The 21,432-nt window shown below is 31.9% G+C and carries 21 protein-coding genes; 8 read left to right on the forward strand and 13 right to left on the reverse strand.

Annotated elements, in window-relative coordinates; translation table 11 throughout:
• Window positions 1-51: 51 nt before the first annotated feature.
• Window positions 52-1,242, forward strand: coding sequence for an ADP-forming succinate--CoA ligase subunit beta (gene sucC / locus Q0891_RS05445; protein ID WP_299099509.1), 1,191 nt, complete (start codon window positions 52-54; stop codon window positions 1,240-1,242).
• Window positions 1,243-1,405: 163 nt separating this feature from the next.
• Window positions 1,406-1,744, forward strand: a complete 339-nt coding sequence (locus tag Q0891_RS05450) for a hypothetical protein (RefSeq protein ID WP_299099512.1) — start codon at window positions 1,406-1,408, stop codon at window positions 1,742-1,744.
• Window positions 1,745-1,831: 87 nt separating this feature from the next.
• Here Q0891_RS05450 and Q0891_RS05455 read toward each other — a convergent pair whose 3' ends face one another.
• Entirely contained in the window at window positions 1,832-2,092 is a 261-nt protein-coding gene (locus Q0891_RS05455) for a DUF1456 family protein (RefSeq protein ID WP_299099514.1), read from the reverse strand.
• An 8-nt stretch (window positions 2,093-2,100) separates the two neighbouring features.
• Window positions 2,101-2,904 carry an alpha/beta hydrolase-fold protein gene (locus Q0891_RS05460; RefSeq protein WP_299099516.1) on the reverse strand — a complete coding sequence of 268 codons (804 nt, stop codon included), beginning with the start codon at window positions 2,902-2,904 and terminating at the stop codon, window positions 2,101-2,103.
• A gap of 142 nt (window positions 2,905-3,046) precedes the next feature.
• Between Q0891_RS05460 and Q0891_RS05465 the strand changes: the two genes are divergently transcribed.
• A complete protein-coding gene (locus tag Q0891_RS05465; RefSeq protein ID WP_008268994.1) occupies window positions 3,047-3,448 on the forward strand; it encodes a hypothetical protein in 402 nt (133 codons plus the stop codon).
• Window positions 3,449-3,507: 59 nt separating this feature from the next.
• Here the strand turns inward: Q0891_RS05465 and Q0891_RS05470 are convergent, their stop codons facing one another.
• The 10 genes from Q0891_RS05470 to Q0891_RS05515 all read right to left on the reverse strand — a co-directional run bounded on the left by Q0891_RS05470 (window position 3,508) and on the right by Q0891_RS05515 (window position 17,077).
• On the reverse strand, window positions 3,508-3,999 hold the full coding sequence (locus Q0891_RS05470) for a hypothetical protein (RefSeq protein WP_299099518.1): 492 nt from the start codon (window positions 3,997-3,999) through the stop codon (window positions 3,508-3,510).
• Window positions 4,000-4,077: 78 nt separating this feature from the next.
• Window positions 4,078-6,081, reverse strand: a complete 2,004-nt coding sequence (gene uvrB, locus Q0891_RS05475; protein WP_299099521.1) for an excinuclease ABC subunit UvrB — start codon at window positions 6,079-6,081, stop codon at window positions 4,078-4,080.
• 143 nt (window positions 6,082-6,224) lie between these two features.
• Complete coding sequence (locus Q0891_RS05480; RefSeq protein ID WP_299099523.1) at window positions 6,225-7,634, reverse strand: tail fiber domain-containing protein; 1,410 nt, start codon at window positions 7,632-7,634, stop codon at window positions 6,225-6,227.
• Window positions 7,635-7,636: 2 nt separating this feature from the next.
• Window positions 7,637-8,119, reverse strand: coding sequence for a T9SS type A sorting domain-containing protein (locus Q0891_RS05485; protein WP_299099525.1), 483 nt, complete (start codon window positions 8,117-8,119; stop codon window positions 7,637-7,639).
• 449 nt (window positions 8,120-8,568) lie between these two features.
• Window positions 8,569-9,261 (reverse strand): hypothetical protein, encoded by a 693-nt coding sequence (locus Q0891_RS05490; protein ID WP_299099527.1) that lies wholly within the window; start codon window positions 9,259-9,261, stop codon window positions 8,569-8,571.
• Window positions 9,262-9,285: 24 nt separating this feature from the next.
• Window positions 9,286-11,007, reverse strand: a complete 1,722-nt coding sequence (locus Q0891_RS05495; protein ID WP_299099529.1) for an OmpA family protein — start codon at window positions 11,005-11,007, stop codon at window positions 9,286-9,288.
• An 8-nt stretch (window positions 11,008-11,015) separates the two neighbouring features.
• The gene (locus tag Q0891_RS05500) at window positions 11,016-12,596 is read right to left on the reverse strand and encodes a hypothetical protein (protein WP_299099531.1); all 1,581 of its coding nucleotides are present in this window, start codon (window positions 12,594-12,596) and stop codon (window positions 11,016-11,018) included.
• Between the two features lie 14 nt (window positions 12,597-12,610).
• Window positions 12,611-13,231, reverse strand: a complete 621-nt coding sequence (locus Q0891_RS05505) for a hypothetical protein (RefSeq protein ID WP_299099533.1) — start codon at window positions 13,229-13,231, stop codon at window positions 12,611-12,613.
• Window positions 13,232-13,549: 318 nt separating this feature from the next.
• On the reverse strand, window positions 13,550-16,486 hold the full coding sequence (locus tag Q0891_RS05510; protein WP_299099535.1) for a response regulator: 2,937 nt from the start codon (window positions 16,484-16,486) through the stop codon (window positions 13,550-13,552).
• 468 nt (window positions 16,487-16,954) lie between these two features.
• Window positions 16,955-17,077, reverse strand: a complete 123-nt coding sequence (locus Q0891_RS05515; RefSeq protein WP_299099537.1) for a hypothetical protein — start codon at window positions 17,075-17,077, stop codon at window positions 16,955-16,957.
• A 106-nt stretch (window positions 17,078-17,183) separates the two neighbouring features.
• On the opposite strand from Q0891_RS05515, the gene Q0891_RS05520 reads away from it, so the two are divergent.
• Both Q0891_RS05520 and Q0891_RS05525 read left to right on the forward strand, forming a co-directional pair.
• Complete coding sequence (locus tag Q0891_RS05520; protein WP_299099539.1) at window positions 17,184-17,852, forward strand: DUF3800 domain-containing protein; 669 nt, start codon at window positions 17,184-17,186, stop codon at window positions 17,850-17,852.
• 4 nt (window positions 17,853-17,856) lie between these two features.
• A complete protein-coding gene (locus tag Q0891_RS05525; protein ID WP_299099541.1) occupies window positions 17,857-18,396 on the forward strand; it encodes a hypothetical protein in 540 nt (179 codons plus the stop codon).
• Window positions 18,397-18,618: 222 nt separating this feature from the next.
• Here the strand turns inward: Q0891_RS05525 and Q0891_RS05530 are convergent, their stop codons facing one another.
• A complete protein-coding gene (locus Q0891_RS05530; protein ID WP_299099542.1) occupies window positions 18,619-19,551 on the reverse strand; it encodes an IS1595 family transposase in 933 nt (310 codons plus the stop codon).
• 95 nt (window positions 19,552-19,646) lie between these two features.
• On the opposite strand from Q0891_RS05530, the gene Q0891_RS05535 reads away from it, so the two are divergent.
• The 3 genes from Q0891_RS05535 (at window position 19,647) to Q0891_RS05545 (ending at window position 21,345) form a co-directional block, all read left to right on the forward strand.
• Window positions 19,647-19,853, forward strand: coding sequence for a hypothetical protein (locus tag Q0891_RS05535; protein ID WP_299099544.1), 207 nt, complete (start codon window positions 19,647-19,649; stop codon window positions 19,851-19,853).
• A 353-nt stretch (window positions 19,854-20,206) separates the two neighbouring features.
• Window positions 20,207-20,788, forward strand: coding sequence for a hypothetical protein (locus tag Q0891_RS05540; RefSeq protein WP_299099546.1), 582 nt, complete (start codon window positions 20,207-20,209; stop codon window positions 20,786-20,788).
• Window positions 20,789-21,114: 326 nt separating this feature from the next.
• Window positions 21,115-21,345: a hypothetical protein gene (locus Q0891_RS05545; RefSeq protein ID WP_299099548.1), complete on the forward strand. Its 231-nt coding sequence runs from the start codon at window positions 21,115-21,117 to the stop codon at window positions 21,343-21,345.
• The last annotated feature ends 87 nt before the right edge of the window (window positions 21,346-21,432 follow it).

Genomic DNA, 21,432 nt, shown 5'->3' on the forward strand with positions numbered 1-21,432 from the left:
AAAACTTTTAGTATGTGTATTTTTGTTGGACTAATAAACTTCTGATCAAAAATGAATTTACACGAATATCAAGGAAAAGAATTATTGAGCAGTTTTGGAGTACGTATCCAACGTGGTATAGTAGCCCAAAGTGCTAAGGAAGCTGTAGATGCAGCAAAACAATTAACAGCTGAAACCGAAACAGGTTGGCATGTTATAAAAGCACAAGTTCATGCAGGTGGACGTGGTAAAGGTGGCGGTGTGAAACTAGCCAAAAACCTAAAAGAAGTTGAAGAAATTGCAGGACAAATCATAGGTATGGATTTGGTAACACCTCAAACTTCAGCAGAAGGTAAGCGTGTTCATCAAGTATTAGTTGCTGAGGATGTTTATTATCCAGGTGAAAGCGAGCCAGACGAATTTTATATCTCTGTGCTATTAAATCGTGCTACAGGAAGAAATATGATTGTTTATTCTACTGAAGGTGGAATGGATATTGAAACTGTTGCTGAAGAGACACCAGAATTAATACACAATGAAGAAATTGATCCTTCAACAGGGATTTTACCTTTTCAAGCACGTCGTATAGCTTTTAATTTAGGCTTATCTGGTACTGCTTTTAAAGAAATGACAAAGTTTGTTACTGCTCTATATACAGCTTACGATAAGTCTGATGCTTCTTTATTTGAAATCAACCCGGTTTTAAAAACAAGTGATAGCAAAATAATGGCTGTTGATGCTAAAGTAACATTAGATGCTAATGCTTTATACAGACACAGAGATTTAGCTGAGTTACGTGACTTACGTGAAGAAAATCAAATAGAGGTTGAAGCTGGAGCTTTAGGACTAAACTATGTAGACTTAGACGGAAACGTTGGTTGTATGGTAAATGGTGCTGGTTTAGCAATGGCAACAATGGATTTAATTAAGCAAGCAGGTGGAGAACCAGCTAACTTTTTAGATGTTGGTGGTACTGCAGATGCAGCTAGAGTAGAAGCGGCATTTAAAATTATATTAAAAGATCCTGCTGTAAAAGCAATCTTAATTAACATATTCGGTGGTATTGTGCGTTGTGATAGAGTTGCACAAGGTGTAATTGACGCTTATAAAAACATGGGTAACATTACTGTACCTATCATTGTTCGTTTACAAGGAACAAATGCAGACATTGCTAAAGAATTAATTGACAATTCTGGTTTAGATGTAATGAGCGCTACAGAATTTCAAGAGGCAGCTGATAAAGTTCAGACTGTACTTGCATAAGGATAATAAGATTTATTATTATATTAAAAATGCGCCTTCTAAGGCGCATTTTTTGTTGGCTAATATTTTGGTTTACTTGTTGTTATGTTAAAAAACGTTAAGAATTGTAACAGATTTATTTAATGGTCGTCTATAGAGTATCAATCATATAAATCGAACAATTATGAAAACTTTTAAAACTATTTTACTAGTCGTAGCAATTACGTTTAGTAGTGTACTTGTAGCAAGTACAGATCCAATCAAGAATTCTACGAAAACTACTATCTCAGAGGTTGTAGGAGACTTATTAGAAAAACCAAAATTTCACATTGAAAGTGATGAGGTAATTAATGTGTATTTTTTTATTAACAAGAATAACGAAATTGTTGTATTATCTGTAGAAACAGAAAATTCAACATTAGAAGATTTTGTTAAGAGTCGTTTAAACTACAAAAAGGTACCTAAAGAAATTGCGCAAACCAAAAGATTTAAGATACCTGTAAAGATTTTGAAATCGAAATAATTACGTATTGGAATTTAAAAAGAGCAACTATTGATAGTTGCTCTTTTTTTTATAGCTATTAAAATGGTTGTTTTTTAAAAGAAAGGATCAATCCTTTTTCTTTGCTGTATTTTTCTTCTCTCCCTTTTTTGGCATTGGCCCACGTAAATGAATAATTAATCCATTCAAGAAATTTCTTAGAATTTGGTCGCCACAAGCCATAAATTTAGGATGGTCTTCATTTCTAAACAGTGCATTTAACTCACTTTTAGAAATTCTAAAGTCAACGAGTTCTAATATTTTTACAATATCATCATCTCTTAGTTTGTGAGCTACTCTCAGTTTTTTAAATATGTCGTTGTTTGTCATAATTTGATTTATTTAATTAGCCAATTATAAGCTTTGCCAAAATGCTCTGCCCAAAATTTTTCATTGTGCTGACCACCTTCTATAATATGGCTTTCAATTTGATTTTGTTTTAGTCCTTTAGATGTTAATAATTCTAGCATTTCCTCTAGCTTAGGAATCATTGTTTCACCTTCATCTGTACCTGCTAAAAAATAAAACTTTGTTGATTCTCGAATTTCAGTGGTTTTGACCAAGTCATAAATTTCTGGGTTTATCCAAAAGGCCGGAGAGAATACACCAGCTTTTCCAAAAGTTTCAGGGTATTTAATTACAGCATAAAAAGATATTAATCCACCTAAAGAAGAGCCAAATATAGTTGTATGCTCTGCATCTGTTTTAGTTCTATAGGTTGCATCAATGTGTGGTTTTAAAGTGTTTTTTATAAATGTTAAGTAGGCATTACCATTTCCGCCATCATATATTTCATTAGTATAAGGTGTCAATTCCTCAATTCGTTTGTTATTTCCATGTTCTATACCAACAATGATACTTTTATTCTCGACCAATGTGTCCATATATTCGTCTACTTCCCATTCGCCAGCATATGCTGTTTCGGTATCAAATAAATTTTGAGCATCGTGCATGTAAATTACTGAAAACTCTTTTTCAGAATTTTGATAGTCACTTGGTAAATACACCCAAATTGTCTTAAGTGTATCTAATTGAGGTGCTGCAATTGTAAACTTGCTAACTTGCTTAGAGGCAGTTGTTTGTGCAGGTGTTATTTGAAGTGCAAAAGCTATAATTACGAGGTATAAATGCTTCAGATTCATGTTAATATAGGTGTAGCGAATTGATAAACGTTATTATTTGCCGACTAAATACAATTAATTTTTCGACAAGATACAGTTATTCGACGACAATAAAATAAACAACCTCTGTAACTTTACAGTATAATTTTATTCCCTCAAAATCATGATAAATCGAGCTGAAAAATTGAGCCTACTGTCTGAAATGATCGCATTTGCTCAAACAGATGAAAATATAAGATCTATTGAATATAATTTTCTATTCAGTATTGCTAAACAATTAGATATTTCAAAAGAAGATTTTGAATACCTCTTTGAGCATCCTGTAACCTACGTGCATCTAAAATCGCACAGTGAACGCATTGTACAATTTCATAGATTGGTCCTTCTTATGAATTTAGACCATAAGGTGTCTCCTAAACAGTTAGTGAAAATTCACAACTTTGGTTTACGTATGGGTTTAAGTCATGAGTCAATTAATCGCGTGTTGGATTTAATGGATAGTTTTCCTAACAAAATTGTACCACCAGATTTTTTAATTGATATCTTTAAGGTGCAGTATAATTAAAATTTAACCTTCATATTTTGAAGTTAAGTTGGTTGTCATTTTGGGAATATGACTTGTTTTTAGCTTTTCAATTCAGTACTTAGGCTATTGATCAGCTTTAAAAACTTTGTTTCTTTAAGTTGCTTTTTTTCTACTCCATAGTTTCGAAAGCGCAGTATTAGTTCATAGTTGTCTTTTGTTTTAAAAACAATCTTTTCATTATTTAGTATATCTATATTAGTTATTAAATAATGTAGTACGCGGTTTTCTTTTTGTACTATTTGGTATCTATTTGTATGAAATATAAAATGGCAGTTTCTATCATTGTAATAGTCGAAACCATATATTAATAAATCATCTTCTGAATAGATGATATTCAAATCAACATCCATGAGAATGCGAATTTTCGAAAATTCTATTCTTCCAGTAATCTTAATTAGGTTAGGATAATCAGATTGTAAAGATTTTAAAAACTGCTCAGTACCTCTCTTTCTTTTATTATTAAAAATCCAAGAAATAATCATAAACACGACTAACGAGATAAATAATAAAAAGTTTATATCACTATTCATGTAATGAGTTTGTGAATTTATACAATTTGAGTAATTATGTATGTTGAGCTATTAAGACTAATCTTGATTGTTAATGTATTAGGCCTTTAATTTTTCTAGCTTACTCTGATAAGCAGTAATCTCATCTCTAAAACGAGCAGCTTCTAAAAAGTCTAAAGCTTTGGCCGCTTGTTCCATTAATTTACGTTTTTCTCTTATTTTCTTTTCTAATTCGCCTTTGTTAAGATATTCACTTTCTGGTTCTGCCGCTATTTGTGCATCAAGTTCTGTTCTGTATGTACTTACAGAATTTTGAGTTAAGGCACTATCTAAACTCTTATTAAGTGCTTTTGGCACAAGATTATGCTTAGTGTTATAAGCAATTTGTTTTTCGCGTCTATACTCTGTTTCATCAATAGTTTTCTGCATACTTTTAGTTACTTTATCAGCATACATAATAGCTTTTCCTTCAAGATTTCTTGCAGCTCTACCAACGGTTTGCGTTAATGAACGTGCAGAACGTAGAAAACCTTCTTTGTCAGCATCTAAGATTGCAACTAATGATACTTCAGGTAAATCTAACCCTTCACGTAATAAATTAACACCAACCAAAACATCAAACACACCTTTACGCAAATCTTGCATAATTTCAACACGTTCTAAAGTATCTACATCACTATGAATATATCGTGTTCTTACTGAAATCCTAGTTAAATATTTGGTTAATTCTTCAGCCATTCTTTTAGTAAGTGTTGTTACTAAAGTACGTTCATCTTTTTCTACACGAATTTGAATTTCTTCAATTAAATCATCAATTTGATTTAAGCTTGGTCTTACTTCAATAATAGGATCTAATAAACCAGTTGGCCTAATCACTTGTTCCACAAAAATTCCATCTGATTTTTGAAGCTCGTAATCTGCAGGAGTTGCGCTTACATAAATAACTTGATTTTGAAGGGCTTCAAATTCTTCAAATTTTAAAGGTCTATTATCCATAGCAGCAGGTAAACGAAAACCGTAATCAACTAAGTTAACTTTTCTGCTTCGGTCGCCTCCATACATTGCATGAACTTGAGATATGGTTACGTGGCTTTCATCTACAACCATTAAAAAATCATCAGGAAAATAATCTAATAAACAGAATGGTCTTGTTCCAGGATTTCGTCCATCTAAGTATCTGGAATAGTTCTCAATACCAGAACAATAACCCAATTCGCGAATCATTTCTAAATCAAATTCTGTACGTTCTTTAAGCCGTTTGGCTTCAAGATGTTTTCCTATTTCCTTAAAGTAATCATGCTGTTTTACTAAATCATCTTGTATTTCTTTTATAGCACCATTTAAAACATCTGGAGACGTAACAAACATGTTTGCAGGATAAATATTCAGTCTGTCGTAACGTTCAATGATTTCATTACTACGAGCATCAAAGGCCTCAATTTCTTCAATTTCATCGCCAAAGAAATGAATTCTAAACGCATGATCTGAATAACCTGGAAACACATCTACTGTATCACCTTTAATTCTAAAGTTTCCGTTTTTAAATTCTGCCTCTGTTCTAGAGTAAAGACTTTGCACCAATTGATGCAATAATTTGGTGCGTGAAATGACTTGATCTTTCTCTATAGAAATAACATTTTTCTGAAACTCTACAGGATTTCCTATACCATATAAACATGAAACAGATGCGATTACAATAACATCACGCCTACCAGATAATAGGGAAGAGGTGGTGCTGAGCCGCATTTTTTCAATTTCCTCGTTAATAGATAGATCTTTTTCTATGTAAACACCAGAAACAGGAATATAGGCTTCAGGTTGATAATAATCGTAGTAAGACACAAAATACTCAACCGCATTTTCAGGAAAGAATTGTTTAAATTCTGAATAAAGTTGCGCAGCTAAAGTTTTATTGTGAGCCAAAACCAAAGTTGGTCGTTGTACTTCTTCAATAACATTGGCAACGGTAAATGTTTTACCAGAACCAGTAACACCTAAAAGCGTTTGGTACTTTTCGTTATCATCGATACCTTTTGCCAATTTTTTTATGGCTTGTGGCTGATCTCCTGTGGGTTTAAATTCTGACTCAATTTTAAATCGCATAATGCAAAGTTACGATAAAGAATTAAGGTCATAACTGTTTTTTATTTGAGCAAATAAAACAGACTGAATAGTGAATTTTATATCATAAAAACCTAAGGCCTAATTTAAGTGCTTTTTTAGACCTTAGGTTGAGTAATACTTTATTATTTGTTTTCGAGCACTTCAATACGTGCTTTCAGGGTTTCTATAATTTGCTGTTGCTCTTGTATGGCTTTTAATGCAACTACTGTAAGTTGGTTATAGTCAACCATGAAGGTGCTTTCTTTTCCGCCCTCTCTATTGATCGTTTCTGTAACTAATTCTGGAAATTGTTCTTGTACTTCTTGTGCTATAAACCCTATAAATTGTTTATTGAGATTGGTTTTGTAATTATATGTTTTGGCATCTAATTGAGCCACTTTATCAAGGACATTTTGGGCGGTATTAATATTGGTTTTTAAGCGACGGTCTGAGGTCGCACTGTAGTTACCGCTAGTTGCATCAAAATTACCAACATAACTTCCATTGGCAAAGAGTTGTAAAGTTGTATTAGCTACGTAAAACTCCCAATTATTGTTAGCATCATTTTGATTAATCAATTGCAGACCATAATTACTTGATTGTTCAATACGAACCGAATAAGGATTTGCACTAAAACCAGGTTCTGTACCAATATTTAGCTGACGTGTACGCATTTCAATAATACCTAACCCATAACCACTGGCGTCTGAAGCTATAAGTCTTGTGCGGTCAAAACCAGAAACAGCATCAAATCTAAAATTTGTGGTGGTATTTCCAACAAGTAATCCACCTCCAATAGTATTACCAATAGTTGCAGCAGGAACTCCCCAACCAACTCCAAAATTATCACCAATAACAAGTTCTTCGTCTGGGTTCGTATTGCCAATACCAACATGGCCATTTTGCTTTAATGTAAATCTCGTGTTTGAGTTAGTCACTCCAGAAACTTTAGATTGAAATAACAGGTCTTCACCACTATTTAATGTAGCTAAACGCCATTGATCGCCATTATTTGGATACCCAATTCTTAACGAACCCTCATTAGATTGTACAAGCAAGTCTCCTGCAACGTGCAGATCTACTTCTGGTTCATAAGTGCCAATACCGACATTTCCATATTCATAAGAAATATCATCTTCACCATCTGCAGGATACCAAAATTGATTACCAGCGCTTATGGCGTATGGTACAGCATGTATTTCGGTAGTGCCAATTTCTGTACCGTTTAATGAGACGTTTACATAAGAAGCTAAACCTCCCCATTCAAGAGTATCATAATCGCCTAAGGTTGTTGTACCATCTCCAATTTTAAGATTAAATACACCACCTGCATCTGTGGTAATACTATGTGTTTCTGAATATGACGAAGATACGGTTGGTGCCCCAAAACGTAATTCTATTTCTATGGTAATAGCTTCTTCGGTAAGAATGTCTCCGCTGGCATCTCTAGCAATACCTTGATAATTAATGAAATAAGATTGTCCTGATTGTGCATGTCCTATTTGTGTTGCAATTAGAACTGCTATAATTAAAATGCGTGTAATTATTTTCATGATTATAGTTTTAAGAATTTCATTGTTTTTATAGTTAGCGTTTCAGAATCTTTAATATGCAAAAGATAAAGACCTGCTGATAAATGTTTGATATTTAGATTATTTACTAAAACATTCTCTGAGGTTGATTGATGTGTTTTTTTTCCTTCAGTATTATAAATGGTAAAGACGTAATCTTTTATTTTCTGCATTGAAATATTAAGGATGTCTTCTGCTGGATTAGGATAAATAACTAAGTCATTATCAACCTCAATAGGTTCTGACATACTCAAAGTATTTATAAGATGTGTACTTGCCCAAAAACCTTGATGTAAGGTTTCAGAGTTAGTGATGGTCCCAACTATAGGTTCTCCGATAGTGGAATTAATAGAATTTGTTCCATTGCTATGTAACTCACCTCCATTTGAGAAAGTGTCATTTTCAACCGATTGTGCATTGATATATGCACACATTAATAATAATAGTAACATTGTTTTTGTTTTCATAATTTTTGGTTTTAATTGTGGTTTGTATAAGACTTTAAAATTGTTACTTCAAATCTAAGTATCAGATTATCAGAGGTCTATTTGAGATGTAACAAATGCTGTAATTATTGTAACATGTCAATGATAGTCACGAATAATCGTTGTTTTATAGCCATGATATTTAGGTTTTAACACCTGTTTTTAATGAGAAAAACGTATCAGGTTATTTATTAGGGCTTTGGTAAAACAAGACTGAATCTAATAATTAGAAATAGATCGATTGTTAGGAAATAAATATGGAGATTCTATAAAATTTTGAATGGAAATAGAATCTAATGAAAGTCTACAAACGAAAGTTTTTATACGCCTCTAAGGAATGCGCGTGACTTAAATTATTTTTATTTAGGTCGTTGTAGAAACGTAAATTGAAAATAATGAGGTAATAAAAGCGAATGAGTTACTCTTAATATTTAATCATTAGATTTCTGATTAATTAATTGGGTCATATCGTTAGATTCAAAAAATAGTTTAAATTCTCGTTTTAGAATATTTCTCAACGATTTAACGTATTGTTTTGATAGTTCATTAGAATCTGCACGTGCAAATTTTCCACTTATAGTGATACCTTTTAGTTCAAAATTAATCTGACCCTCTATTTTTATTGGTGTTAGTAAAAGGCTAATGTATTTGTCTCCTGTCCAATCTACTTTGTGCAATGCAGAATCTGATGTTTTATGGTTACTAGTATAAGCATTTAAGCTACTTTTTAAACTAATAGTATCTTGATTCTCAAAGTGAATGGTACAAAATAATTGCTGGTATTTATTGGTTCTAAACTCAACTGAGGAGTTTGTTGCTGACTGAAAATTATATTGCCAATACACAGGACCTTCATGTGGTCCTGATGATAACTTCTTTTTGATTTTTTTAGAAATGCTGTCTTCAGCTATTTCATAACTATCTCTTAAATCTAGTGTTTTGTTTAGATTATCTATTTTACAGAAGGCCGAATCATTTTTTAATTCCACGTTAAAATGTGGAGCGACATTAGTATCTAAAAGCTCTTTAAATTTTTCAATCTCATTTTGCTGGAGCTTTTGACTGTGAGATGTTTGAAACATGGATGCAGTTAAAATGCACATAAATAGAAACTTGTTTTTCATGATAATGATTTTTAAATTATATATCTAATTTGGTACGACTAATATCTCCACACGTCTGTTTTTGCTTCTGTTTTTATCTGAGTCATTTTTTACCAATGGTTTAGATTCTCCATGACCTTTTTCTTGCCACTTAAATTCCGTACTTGGTATTAATGCTCTTAATGCTTTAGATACACTTTTGGCACGTGCAAGCGAAAGTGATTTATTAGATGTTTCGCTACCGACATCATCTGTATGACCTTCAACAATAACTTTTCCTTTTTTAAGTACAGTGATACTATTTACTAATTCTTTTAAAGCGCTTATACCTTCAGCTTTTAATTCGCTTTTTCCGGAATCAAATAAAACCTGACTGTCTAAGTTTAATCGCATCGCAGAACCAATTGCAGCGATGGCATCTACATCTGCTCCAGGAACACCACTTTTTTCTTTTAGATCCTTGAATCTAACATAATAAAAGAGTTCATTTGGCTTAACAAATGGTCCTATGTCAACTTCAGCAACACCACCATCTATCTTACCGATTTTAATCCAAGTTTTTCCATCTTTAGAGATTTCTAGTTCAGTAGGTTCTAATTGTCCAATTTCGAATAAATACAAATCAGGTCCATTGACATCTACCAAAGCGTTGTCTGTAAAACGAATTGTGAGTGTACCAGCAAGACCAAGACTATAAATGCCTGTGGCATCATCAAAAGTTTCAATAACATCTGGTTCTCCAAGTACATTTTTTACGTCTTGAGTTAGGAGTTTTGGGTGATTAACCTTTACCACTTCATCTGCAAAAGACAAAGGACCTAGAGGTAAATACACCGTTTTTTTTAGATTACCAACGTAGCTTACGCCAACATCATCGCCATAAAATAGATCAGGATTTAATTGTTTAAATTTTCGTTTGGCAGCTTGTGATTTGCGTTGAATATCTTTGTGAAAAACATTAACAATTTTCTTTTTATGCGTAATAACACGTTGGTATTGAGGACTTGCCTTCAACGTTCCTGAAGCGATAGCTTTTTCTGTAGCTTCTAATTCTGCAAGGAGTTCTTTAGATTCTTTTTCGCTATGCATTTGCCCAGCTTTATCACTAAGTTTTTTTATTTTCTCTAATTCGTTTGCACTTGCTTTAACTTCATTTTTACGTTCAACATCACTCATAACATAGCCAGCTTCTGTGATGTCGAGTTGAGACATAACATTGGTGCCAGCTAAGGAATCAATCTTTTTTAATTTCGCCATAGTAGCTTCAGGACCAGATTCTGCTTGTACCATTAAAATAGCTTTTTCTAATGATATACCAGTTGACGTTTGTTTTGAACTTAGTTGTTCTTTTGAAATTTTTCCTTTTAGAACTATTTTGTCATCGTTAGCCGCTTGTCGTTCTTTCCTGGCTTGTTGCGCAAGAATTTTAAGACTATCTGGATTATTAATAAGTTGCTCCATTGACTCACGCGATACACCACTTTGTTCTAACATATCTAACAAGGCGTTAGTATCAAATTCTAAATCAGTATTATTGTTTTTGTCTGATCCTTCTAGTAAGCCTTTACTCATGTTTAGAAGGTTGCTGATTTCAGAATTGGAATTTTCATTTACAGTGTTTTTATCTTCGTTTTTAACAGCTTTAGAACCTGAATTCGTTTCGGAATGTGGGCTCAAATTGGTGCTAGATTTATTAGTGTCACTGGATTTTTTACCGCAAGTATAAATTATACTTAAAAGTAATATAAGAAGGAGTGATTTTTTCATAATGTAAATTATTTGGTTATTCTAGCTGCTTTAAGTATGAATATAACTTGACCCACTTGAGCCTCATACGCTCCTATGCTGGGAAACCTATCGCGATCTCCTGTATAGCAAGATTTAATTAGTCTTAAATCTCTTTCCATTTGTTTTATGTAGTAATCGAACTTCTTATCATATTCGTTTTTTAATTTATCCATAGCAGGTCTTACATCTCTTATTAATTTACCATTCCATCCGAGTCCTCCACCTCCTGGTAAACTTGCTCTACTATTTCCCCATGCTATCCAATCATTTAGTTCTGTAGCTTTTTTTAAATAATATTTTTGAAGAAATTGGTAATGACTATAATGTGCTAAATATTTTTGATAAGCTTCATCAATACAAGATTGACAATCAGGAATTTGTTCGCAATATTGTAGAATTTGAAGACCATCATTATGAGTTTCTTGGCTTTCTTGATCTCTTTCGGAAAGTAAATCTACCTCTAGTTCTAATTGTTCTATGCGCCTTATTAGTTCTTCTAATTCTTCTTCAGTTATATCAGTAGGTAGTGTTCTTGTATCTCCGTTAGTCTTTTTTCCAGGACTGTTTTCTCCATAATTATTATTAAATTCTTCACTATTCTCATCCATTCCTCTCTGAATTTCTGCAACTTCATCGCCTGATAATTCAATTGAGCCTTGATTAGGATTCAATTGAACAGGTTGATAGGTTTGACCTCCATCGTTGCTAACATATGCAGTTCGATCTGTAGCAGGCCTTACTCCAGGGTTGTTATAATCTACTGGGACCTGATTTTCTACATTAGTAGACTGATAGTCTACAAAGACGGACTCCATATTTGATGGTGGTATATTATGAGGTATAGATCCTTGAGAAATTACTATCTGTGTAAAACCTAATGAAATTATTAAAAGCATAGTCACTTTCGAAGGTTTGTTTTTCAAAATAAATATGGCAAAAAGTATTGCGATGATAGCCAGCAGACCAATTATAACGTACATTAATGTATTGTCGATATTAGAGTTTGAGTTATTTGTGGATGCACTTTCAGTGTTGGAAGACGTAGAGCCATCTTCATTAAATAGTTGACCCATATAACCTAATTTTCGCATGTGTTGGGTGTACTCTTCTTTATCATCTGTAATACGAATTAAAGATTGGGTTGAAGGAAATTGTAGACCAACTTTTACAGTTATCAAGTATGGGATACCTGCTACTTTAGAACTGATTCCTAATCCTGTTGAACCCATGGTTCTAAAGGTTTTAGTTGCATATTTTTCGCCGTCAGTTGAAATTTTTGATTCTACCTTTTCCCAGTTTTCTTTATGAAAACTTAAATCAATATTGTGATCTGGTGCTTTTGAGATAATTGAGACCATAACCGGAGCTTTAATATCTAAGTCATTAATGATGAATTTTTGTAAAGAATCTAAACTTCCAGTAGTCCACTCAATAGCTCCAGAATACATGCCATTATCTAGTTTATTTAGCTTAATCTCATGTGTAATAATCTTGCCAAAAGGGTCAGTAAGTTGTGCAAAAACAATATGGCTAAAAATTAATAAGATTAGTGTGATTAAAGTTTTCATAGTGTTATAGTTTTTTATTTATTACCAAATACTTTATGAAGATCTGAGTATCCAATTCCACTAAAATTTAATGGAGAAAAAGACACAATAGCCATAGATTGGTCTTCTAATTGACCTTCCTCAAACCTGATTTTCATATTTGTGACCTCAGCGGTTCCTGTTGCTCCTTTAGAATTAGATAAATCTAGGGTTCCTGAGATTTTACTGTCAGGCAAACGTTTGCCTCCTTCATTAAGTAACTGATACATGGCGCTCATTGTTCCTCCTCCTTTTTTTGGAGTTTTAAGAATGGCTGTGGCTTTTTCCAATTGATAGTTGTCGCCATCGTAAAAAAGTTGCACACTTTCTGAGCCTTTATCTAGCTTTTTTTTAAATGTAATAATTGCCGTTCGTTTTTTAGTTTTTGGATGTGTATCTACAATACCTGACGTTTTGGTATAGCTCCAGTCTTTACCGTTTATTTTGCAAAGAAAAGTACCATTAGTATCTGGTTTTTTTTTAGCAGTTTTTGCCGTACTTGCTATTTCTGTTGGTTCTTTTTCTGTTATCTTTTCCGTTTCTGAAGATGTTTTTTTGTCATCGTTACAAGATGTTAAGAATAGAATGAAGACTATTAATAGTTTGAAGGTTTTCATGGTTTTATATTTATAGATTGTGTTAAACATGATTTGCAACTTTATTTTTTAAAGGTTGTTTTTTGTATCACTTTATTTTTATGCATTATTTTTAATACATAAGTTCCAGGCTGTAAATAATTAATATTAAGGTAGATTGTGTTAGTAGGAATTTGATCAAGCTTGCCTTGTAAGGATGTACGTTTTTTTTTCATACACTACAAAGCTAGGAGGAAGGCTCTTTTAACTCTATAAGAAATGTAACAAGTATTATGAATATTGTAACATGCTAGTGTTAGTAAGAGATGTGAGCTGAATTATGATATGTAAATTCGTATTCTAGTTGCGTTTTGCAAACTCAGATGGCGTACAATTATAAGCTTCTTTAAAGCATTTTGTAAAATAAGAATGGTCATTAAAACCTACAGAGTAACCAATTTGAGACATATTGATGTCTGAGTTTTTTAGAAGTTGAGTAGCAAGCTTAAGGCGTTGTGAACGAATAAACTCTGAAGCCGTTAAGCCAGTTAATGCTTTTAATTTTCGGTGTAATTGCATACGACTCATACCAACAGCTTCTGAAAATTCTGAGACATTAAATGAAGGTTCAACGAGGTTCTCATCTAGAGCAGCTTGTACTTTATTCAGAAATTTTTCATCTAAATTAGTAAAAGCAATGTCTTTTGGAAGTAGAACTAACTCTTGACTATAGCGTAGTTGTAATTGTCGTCTTGATTCTATTAGTTTTTCAACCTTTAAGATTAATAATTTTTTATCAAAAGGTTTGGTAATGTAGTCATCTGCACCAACATCAATTCCAGTAAATTGGCTTTCTATATTTGCTTTTGCTGTGAGTAATATAATTGGGATATGCGCTGTTAGTTCATTGGTTTTGAGCTCTGTTGTAAGTTCAATCCCATTTTTTTCTGGCATCATTATATCAGAAATCACTAAATCTGGTATATCCTCTAAGGCCAATTCTACACCCAAATTACCATTGGCTGCGGTAATAACATTATAATTGTTTTTAAAAGTTTGTTTCAATAAATTTCTTAAATCATCATTGTCTTCTACTATTAATAAAATTGGTAATTCACTATCAGTGATTTTAGCTTCGCTATCAATGTTGGTGTTATAATGTAATGTTACATCTTTTATATTTTCATTATTAGGATTAACGACAATGGTATTTTTACTAAACATGTTTTTGTTTAGATTAAGACTTACAAAAAAGATAGTTTCTTTATTTGGTTCGCTTTTTACTTCAATAGAACCTTTATGTAATTCTACCAATTCTTTTACTAGAGCCAAACCGATACCAGAACCTTGGTTTTGTCCATCGGTTTGGTAAAAACGTTCAAAAATATTATTGAGTTCATAAGGTGTTAATCCTTTTCCTGTATTTGAAATTTTAAAAAATAAGGTATCGTTCTTTGTGTAGACTTCGCATGTGACCTTACCATTTTCTGGTGTGTATTTTAAGGCATTAGAAAGTAAGTTAATTGTGATTTTTTCAACAGCATCTTTATCAAACCATCCTGTATCATTAGAGGGTATAATATCAATAATATAAGAAATGTTTTTTTGAGTTGCATAATAGGTAAATGACTCACTTAAAGCAGAGATTAGTTGCGTTACATTGCCTTGTTGGATTTGCAATTTTAGTTGACCATCATCAATTTTAGATAAATCTAAGAGTTGGTTAACGAGTTCTAAAAGCCGCTCAGAATTTTGTTTGGCAATAGTGAATTGTTGTCTTTTTTGGTCTGATATGGTTTCATCCAACAGCGTGTCTTCAATAGGACTCGATATCAGTGTTAATGGCGTTCTAAATTCATGAGAAATATTAGTAAAGAAATTAGATTTTAAGGCATCAATTTCTTTTAATTTAGTGTTGGTTCTTTGTCGGTTGCGATAAAGGATATAAAAAAATAGACCAGCGATAGACATAATGCCTAAGCCACCTAAAAGTAAGTTTCGTTGATTCAGTTTCTGCTGTTCCACCGTTTCATTCTGAGATTTTAATAATGTGATTTGTTGCTCTTTTTTCTCAGTTTGATATTTAGAGTCAATTTCACTAATGGAAGCAATATTTTGAACATTGTTAAGAGAGTCTTTCAGCTTATAAGTTTTATTTAATGTGTTATACGCTAATGAGTAGTTGTTATTTAAGGCGTAGGCTTCAGAGAGACTTTTTAACGTTTTTTGTTGCAATGACCTATTGTCATAATCCTCATAATTCTGAAGTAATTCAGTTAAATAATAAATGGATTTTTTAGGTTCATTTTTGCTGATATATAATTTACCAAGTTCAAGGGTTGCCTCTGCAGTTTCATAACTGTATTTTTTGTCTTTATGCAACTGAAAACCCTCATTTAAGTAACGCTCAGCTGCGTCTAAATCGCCTTTTTTTATTCGTATTAAACCTAAATATGTGCTTATTTTTGCAACTGAAACGTCTTCTTTTATGCCTTTAAAATAAGAGTAGGTTTTTTGTAATATGCTATCTGCTAATGCTAGATCTCCTTTGTGGTAATAGGCTGAACCCAAATGTAAATCTGTTGTGTTTAAATAAAATGTAACATCTGCTGGAATTTTTTTAAATTCATCATTGGCTTTTTTAAAATATGTTATAGACGTGTCGTAATCTTTCAGATCTTCATAAATGGTTCCTAAGCTTTGGTATGTCGCCGCAATTATATCTGGTCTTTGCGGTTCAACGCTATGTATAGAATCGGCTTTTAAATAATATGAAATGGCCATATTCATATCATTGTGCCTTCTATAGGTATTTCCTAAGGCAGTATACGTATCTGTTATAATGGGTAGATCGTTCATCTCTATGGCGACATCTAAACAATTAGTGCAGGCATCTACAGCATTTTCCGTTTCACCTAAAAAATAATGTATTCTACATAGCCCATTTTGCGATAGCGCAATTCCTCTTAAATAATTATGTTCCTTTGCTAATTTTGATGATAAATTGAAATAAAATATTGCGGAATCTAACTTTTGCATTCTTCTGAAATAATAGGCCTTAAAATATGGCGCTTCAACTATCCCAACTGAATAGTTTTTTTCTAAACCAAAGGCTTTAATTTTAGACGCATATACTAATGAGCTATCAGGATTAGGATTAATATGTTTTGCAAATTGTTGCTTTAATTTTAAATACGTTATTGAATCTTTTTTAGATAATTCTTTTACACTATTCTCTGACTGAGCAAAAGAAGCATATTGAAATAGGAACAAGCATAAAAGAAAATGATACTTCATAGTGTTCAATTGTATTGGTTAGATTGATCAATTTAAACGATAATTATGTTTAAAAAATTCTTGAATCTATGTTACGAATTTTTATTGAAATAAAATCGTTTTTAATGAATTATAATTCAGCAATATTAAGAATGTCAGTTACTTAACGCTCGTTGATATGTAACAAAAAATGTTACATACCTTATAAAACTATGAGAAATGGCACTTTAATTTAAAATATGAAGAAATACGGCATCTATATACAATTTACCACAGTTTTGAAAAGTTTTTTTATGTTAGCGAGATTCGCTTTTTTTTGGAAAGTAAGCCCTTTAATCCACGATTGAAATTCCACCTTTTCGGAATTACAGAGCATGAGCATCTTGCCGAAATAATCAAATTAAAGGTAATTCTTATATCAAATAACGTGTCGCACTAGTTAATGTTTGCTCAATTGGGTTTAACCCTAACTCACGGTCAATACCGATGCTATTTATTGTCCTTATCCTTTTCTTTAGGTTTAGGAACTGATACACTTAGAACGCTGTCTAATGTGCCTTTTATTTTTAAGCTACCTTTTTTATCGGTTGGCTTTTTGTCTTGTTTGCTCATTACGCAAAGATAGTTAAACATGAGAAAATAAAACTAATTATGCAAGTGAATTTTGCATAGTTAATTACTTGTTTCTTAGTAGTTTTGTTACTCAACTTTAATTATAATGAATAAAACGTTTAATCTTTACTGCGACGAGAGTACACATTTGCAGTATGACGAAAAACCATATATGATTATATCATATATAAATTGCGCTTACCCTCAAATAAAACAGCATAAAGCATATATAAAACTTTTAAAAGATAGACACAATTTGTCTGGAGAGATGAAATGGTCTAAAATTTCAAAATCTAATGCTGAGTTCTATGCTGATGTAATTGATTATTTCTTTGCAACAGACCTGAGTTTTAGAGCGATAGTTGTCGATAAAAGTCAAATAGATGAATCACGTGAGGGGTTTACTTATAATGACTTCTATTTTAGGATGTATTATCAATTGATAGCACAAAAAATGCATGCTAAATATTGTTATAATCTTTATTTAGATATTAAAGATACACGTAGTCAAGAGAAGCTAGTAAGACTTAAAGATATGCTTAACGCTAAGAGTAATGTGAGAAACATTCAATTCATAAAATCTTACGAAAGTTATTTGATGCAAATATCTGATGTTATGATGGGTGCTATTAATTACCATATAAGAGGTTTAAATAAAGTTACTGCAAAAAATAGAATCATAGAAAAAATGCAGTCTAATGCTAAAATAAACCTAAGAGAATCTACACCTAGAGAAGCGGATAAGATTAACCTATTTTATATAGATTTAAGCTAAGAGTATGCCGCACAATTTAATAAAAATATATTCAGACTTATTAGAAATAATGCATTACAGTGAATACGATAGAAAAAAATCACTTAGAGCTGTTTTTGATAAAGATATTACAGATAATGACAACTTTACATTTAATAATAAAGTTATTAGACCTACTAAAGTTGATGGAGAAATTGATCTAAGTACAGTATTTCATCATCTAACAACAGAAGATTATTTTTTTAAAGATAAAGATGGTAAAACTATAAAGAAGCGTGTATTTGAGAAAGATCGGTCGCACCGTCTACATTGGATAAAACCGCACATAGAAGTGAAAATTAAAGATTCTGTTTATCTTTTTTCTGTAATGGAGAGAGATGTTAAAAAAAGAAAAAACGTACCTAGAACATATATACTAAATACAACTCAAAAATATGTTGTTGTATTAGAACCTCAAGATTCGGGATTAGATTATTACCTTGTTACAGCGTATTATCTTAATAAAAAATATGGGTTAAAACAAATGAAAAATAAAATGAAAAATCAGTTAAAAGAATTGTTATAAAACCGCAAGGCTCGGTACATATCTTGATGTATCGAGCCTCGAAACTCTATCTTCCTATGAGCGGTAAGATGAGCACTGCAAATATATATCTTTTATACCACACAAACAACTAAATTATCCTTTAAATGTATAAAAAACCAGTTGAAACGCATATTTTTTATAACAATAACTTGTTTTGTAAACATGTTATAAACATTTAATCGACGAATGACATACATTAAACTATTTAATTAGTCGTTTATAACTTAATGTACTTTCAGTATCAACCAAAAACTTCTCAAAACGTTCTTGACTTGTCAAAGTTCTAGTATTAAAACGTGCGCTATACTCGTCTAAATAACGCTCCAAATGCTTATCGCTTACTTGGTGGTATATTCCGTAAAAACCACGCTTTAAAACAGACCAAAAACCCTCTATAGTATTCGTGTGAACGTTACCTTCAACATAAATATTAAGCGCATGCTTAACGTTATCATGCGTGTAAAAACGCTTTAATTGATTGTATGCAGGTGCTTCATCAGAATATATAGTTGCATCTTGCGGAACGTGTGTCGTCACAAAATCTACCATATTTTGAGTAGTCTCTCCGCTTACATGTCTTAAAGCTACTTTTCCGTTACGCTCGATAATACCAATAATAGTTTTCTTTGGCTTATATACCTTACCTTCATTGGTTAAACTCAAATTCTCTTTTGAACGTTTCTTATTATAATGTTTATTACGCTCTTTACCACCAATATATGTTGCATCAGTTTCTAACGTTTTACTCTCTCCTAACATTTGCGGAGACTTTTCTCTTAGCATTTCTCTAATTCGGTGTAATACGTGCCAAGCTGATTTTTGAGTTATACCTAAATCTAAAGCCAATTGAACCGAACTGATACCTTTTTTATGTGTTGTAGCTAAAAATATCGCTGCGAACCATATTCTTAAAGGGATATTTGAATTATGGAATATAGTTCCAGTCGTTACAGTAAAATCCTTTTTGCAGTCTTTATCACTACATCTAAAACCTCTTTTAGTTCTATATGCTTTAACGCATCCACAATGAGGACAAGCAACGTCGCCATTCCAACGGATAGTCTCGTAATATTCTTTACAAGTACTTTCCTCTTTAAAGTAATCTAAAAGCTGTGGTAGTGATTTGAAATTCATGGTTGTTTAGTTTGATATATACAAATATATTCGATTATTTTTGTAATACCAAATAATTATGCAATTATTCTCGAGTTTTTTTGTAGTTTTGCAGCATGACTACATACAAAGAACAGCAAGAAAACAAAATGTCCTACGTCTTATTAAAAGATTGTGAGGTTTTGGGAACATTCGGAAATCTAAAAAAGGTTTGCGATTTTATGGAAGATGAGGATTTTCCGAGTTATTGGACTTTAATTAGAAAAAAGAATTTTCCTATTACAATAAATAACTACTCAATTCACAAGGTTAAGCATCACTAAAACAAACTTATTAACATATTATCAGTATTTAAGATAGTGTAATTAGCGACTTTTAACTTATTATAAGTCAAATAAATCGAGTGAATTTGCATATACATAGCTAGTTGATTTTAAGCTTATGCTTTGTGTAGTTTTTTTGTGTAGTTTTCTTTGCTGTATATTAAAAATTATTCCTTATTTTTGAAGAAATAAAAAAGGTGTCATCGCCGCCAAGCAAATAAACACCCTTTTTAATTTTACAAGAATCGTTAGTTTATTGGTTAAAACCCCATTCTGATTTAATGGAGAAATAAGGTTCAATTCCTTATACGATACCTTTTTTATAGAGCAAATATAACAAATACGCAATTATTATGCAAGTAAATAAATTAATATCCACAATAGAAACTTTAAATTCTGTAGGACAAACAGAGTCTATTGTTTCATTAGCAAAGGAATTAAAAGAGGCTTATGACTTTGCATTGAAAATTATAGGAGATAATGAAACACTATCAGATACTAAAACTGATGATAATATAGTTAAAGACAATATCTTAATATCAAATAATTTTAAACAAAAATTTTCTGAATACAACGATAAATGGAATTTAAAAAATAAATTCCTTTACATATTAAAGAAAGAGAATAGGTTTTTACATTTTAGAGAAGTTGCTCAAATCATATTTAGATTAGAGGACAAGAAAAGCTCATACGAAGAGGAAAGAGATTTAGCTAGACTCATTAGTAACAATAATTCTTTAAGAGCATACAAGGCAACAGGGGATATTGTAAATATAAAACACAAAGGAAGTCCTAAAAAAAGTTTTTGGGGGAGTAAAAAATGGGTTGACAAGGATGGAACAATAAAGAGAGGGTATGAGTATTCTTTAGATATTGTGAATAATACTGGTAAGAAATTTAAGTCAAGTAATGAAAAAGACTTATTTAATTTATAACAAAATAAAAGCACCCTAAAAGGATGCTTAAAATACCAAGTGAAAGAGGGGTTGAAGATGGTTTCATTCGCCATTCCTAAATCGAGTTTAGTATACTCAACCTCTTTTATTTACCAAGTCTCTCATCATTAGAGAGCAATAGACCAACTGTTAAAAAGTGTGCCGTCTCTCATTAAGATAGGGCTTTTAGCTTAAAGTCGGAAACGTCAATGCTATGAACATTGACGTTTTTTCATTTTACAAATATAATAATTTTATAATAGGTCGTCCACCTTGTCAAGACCTTTCTTGTGGATATGGTGCTTTTTTGATAGATTTATAAAATTATGACACTCTACGACTTCAACATACTAACACTAGAAGAAAAACAAGCCACCGTTTGGGATAAGGGTATGTTCCTAGATAATTATGTAACTAAGGATGTTAAAATAAACTGCTACGCAATAGATAAATTCTTTGTAGAGGTTCACTACGATTCCAAGCATAATGTTATTACGGATGTTACGGCTTTTAAATACGGTCATAATCTGGATAAATATTCTAACTTAGAGGTATGAGTAAGGAAAACGACAAACACGAAATGTTTTTGTTCGCACTTATAGTTATAGTTGCGGTTCTGTTTGCTATTGCTTCTCGTTAACGTG

It is taken from the genome of uncultured Winogradskyella sp., from assembly GCF_947498005.1.
In the GTDB taxonomy this organism is placed as follows: domain Bacteria; phylum Bacteroidota; class Bacteroidia; order Flavobacteriales; family Flavobacteriaceae; genus Winogradskyella.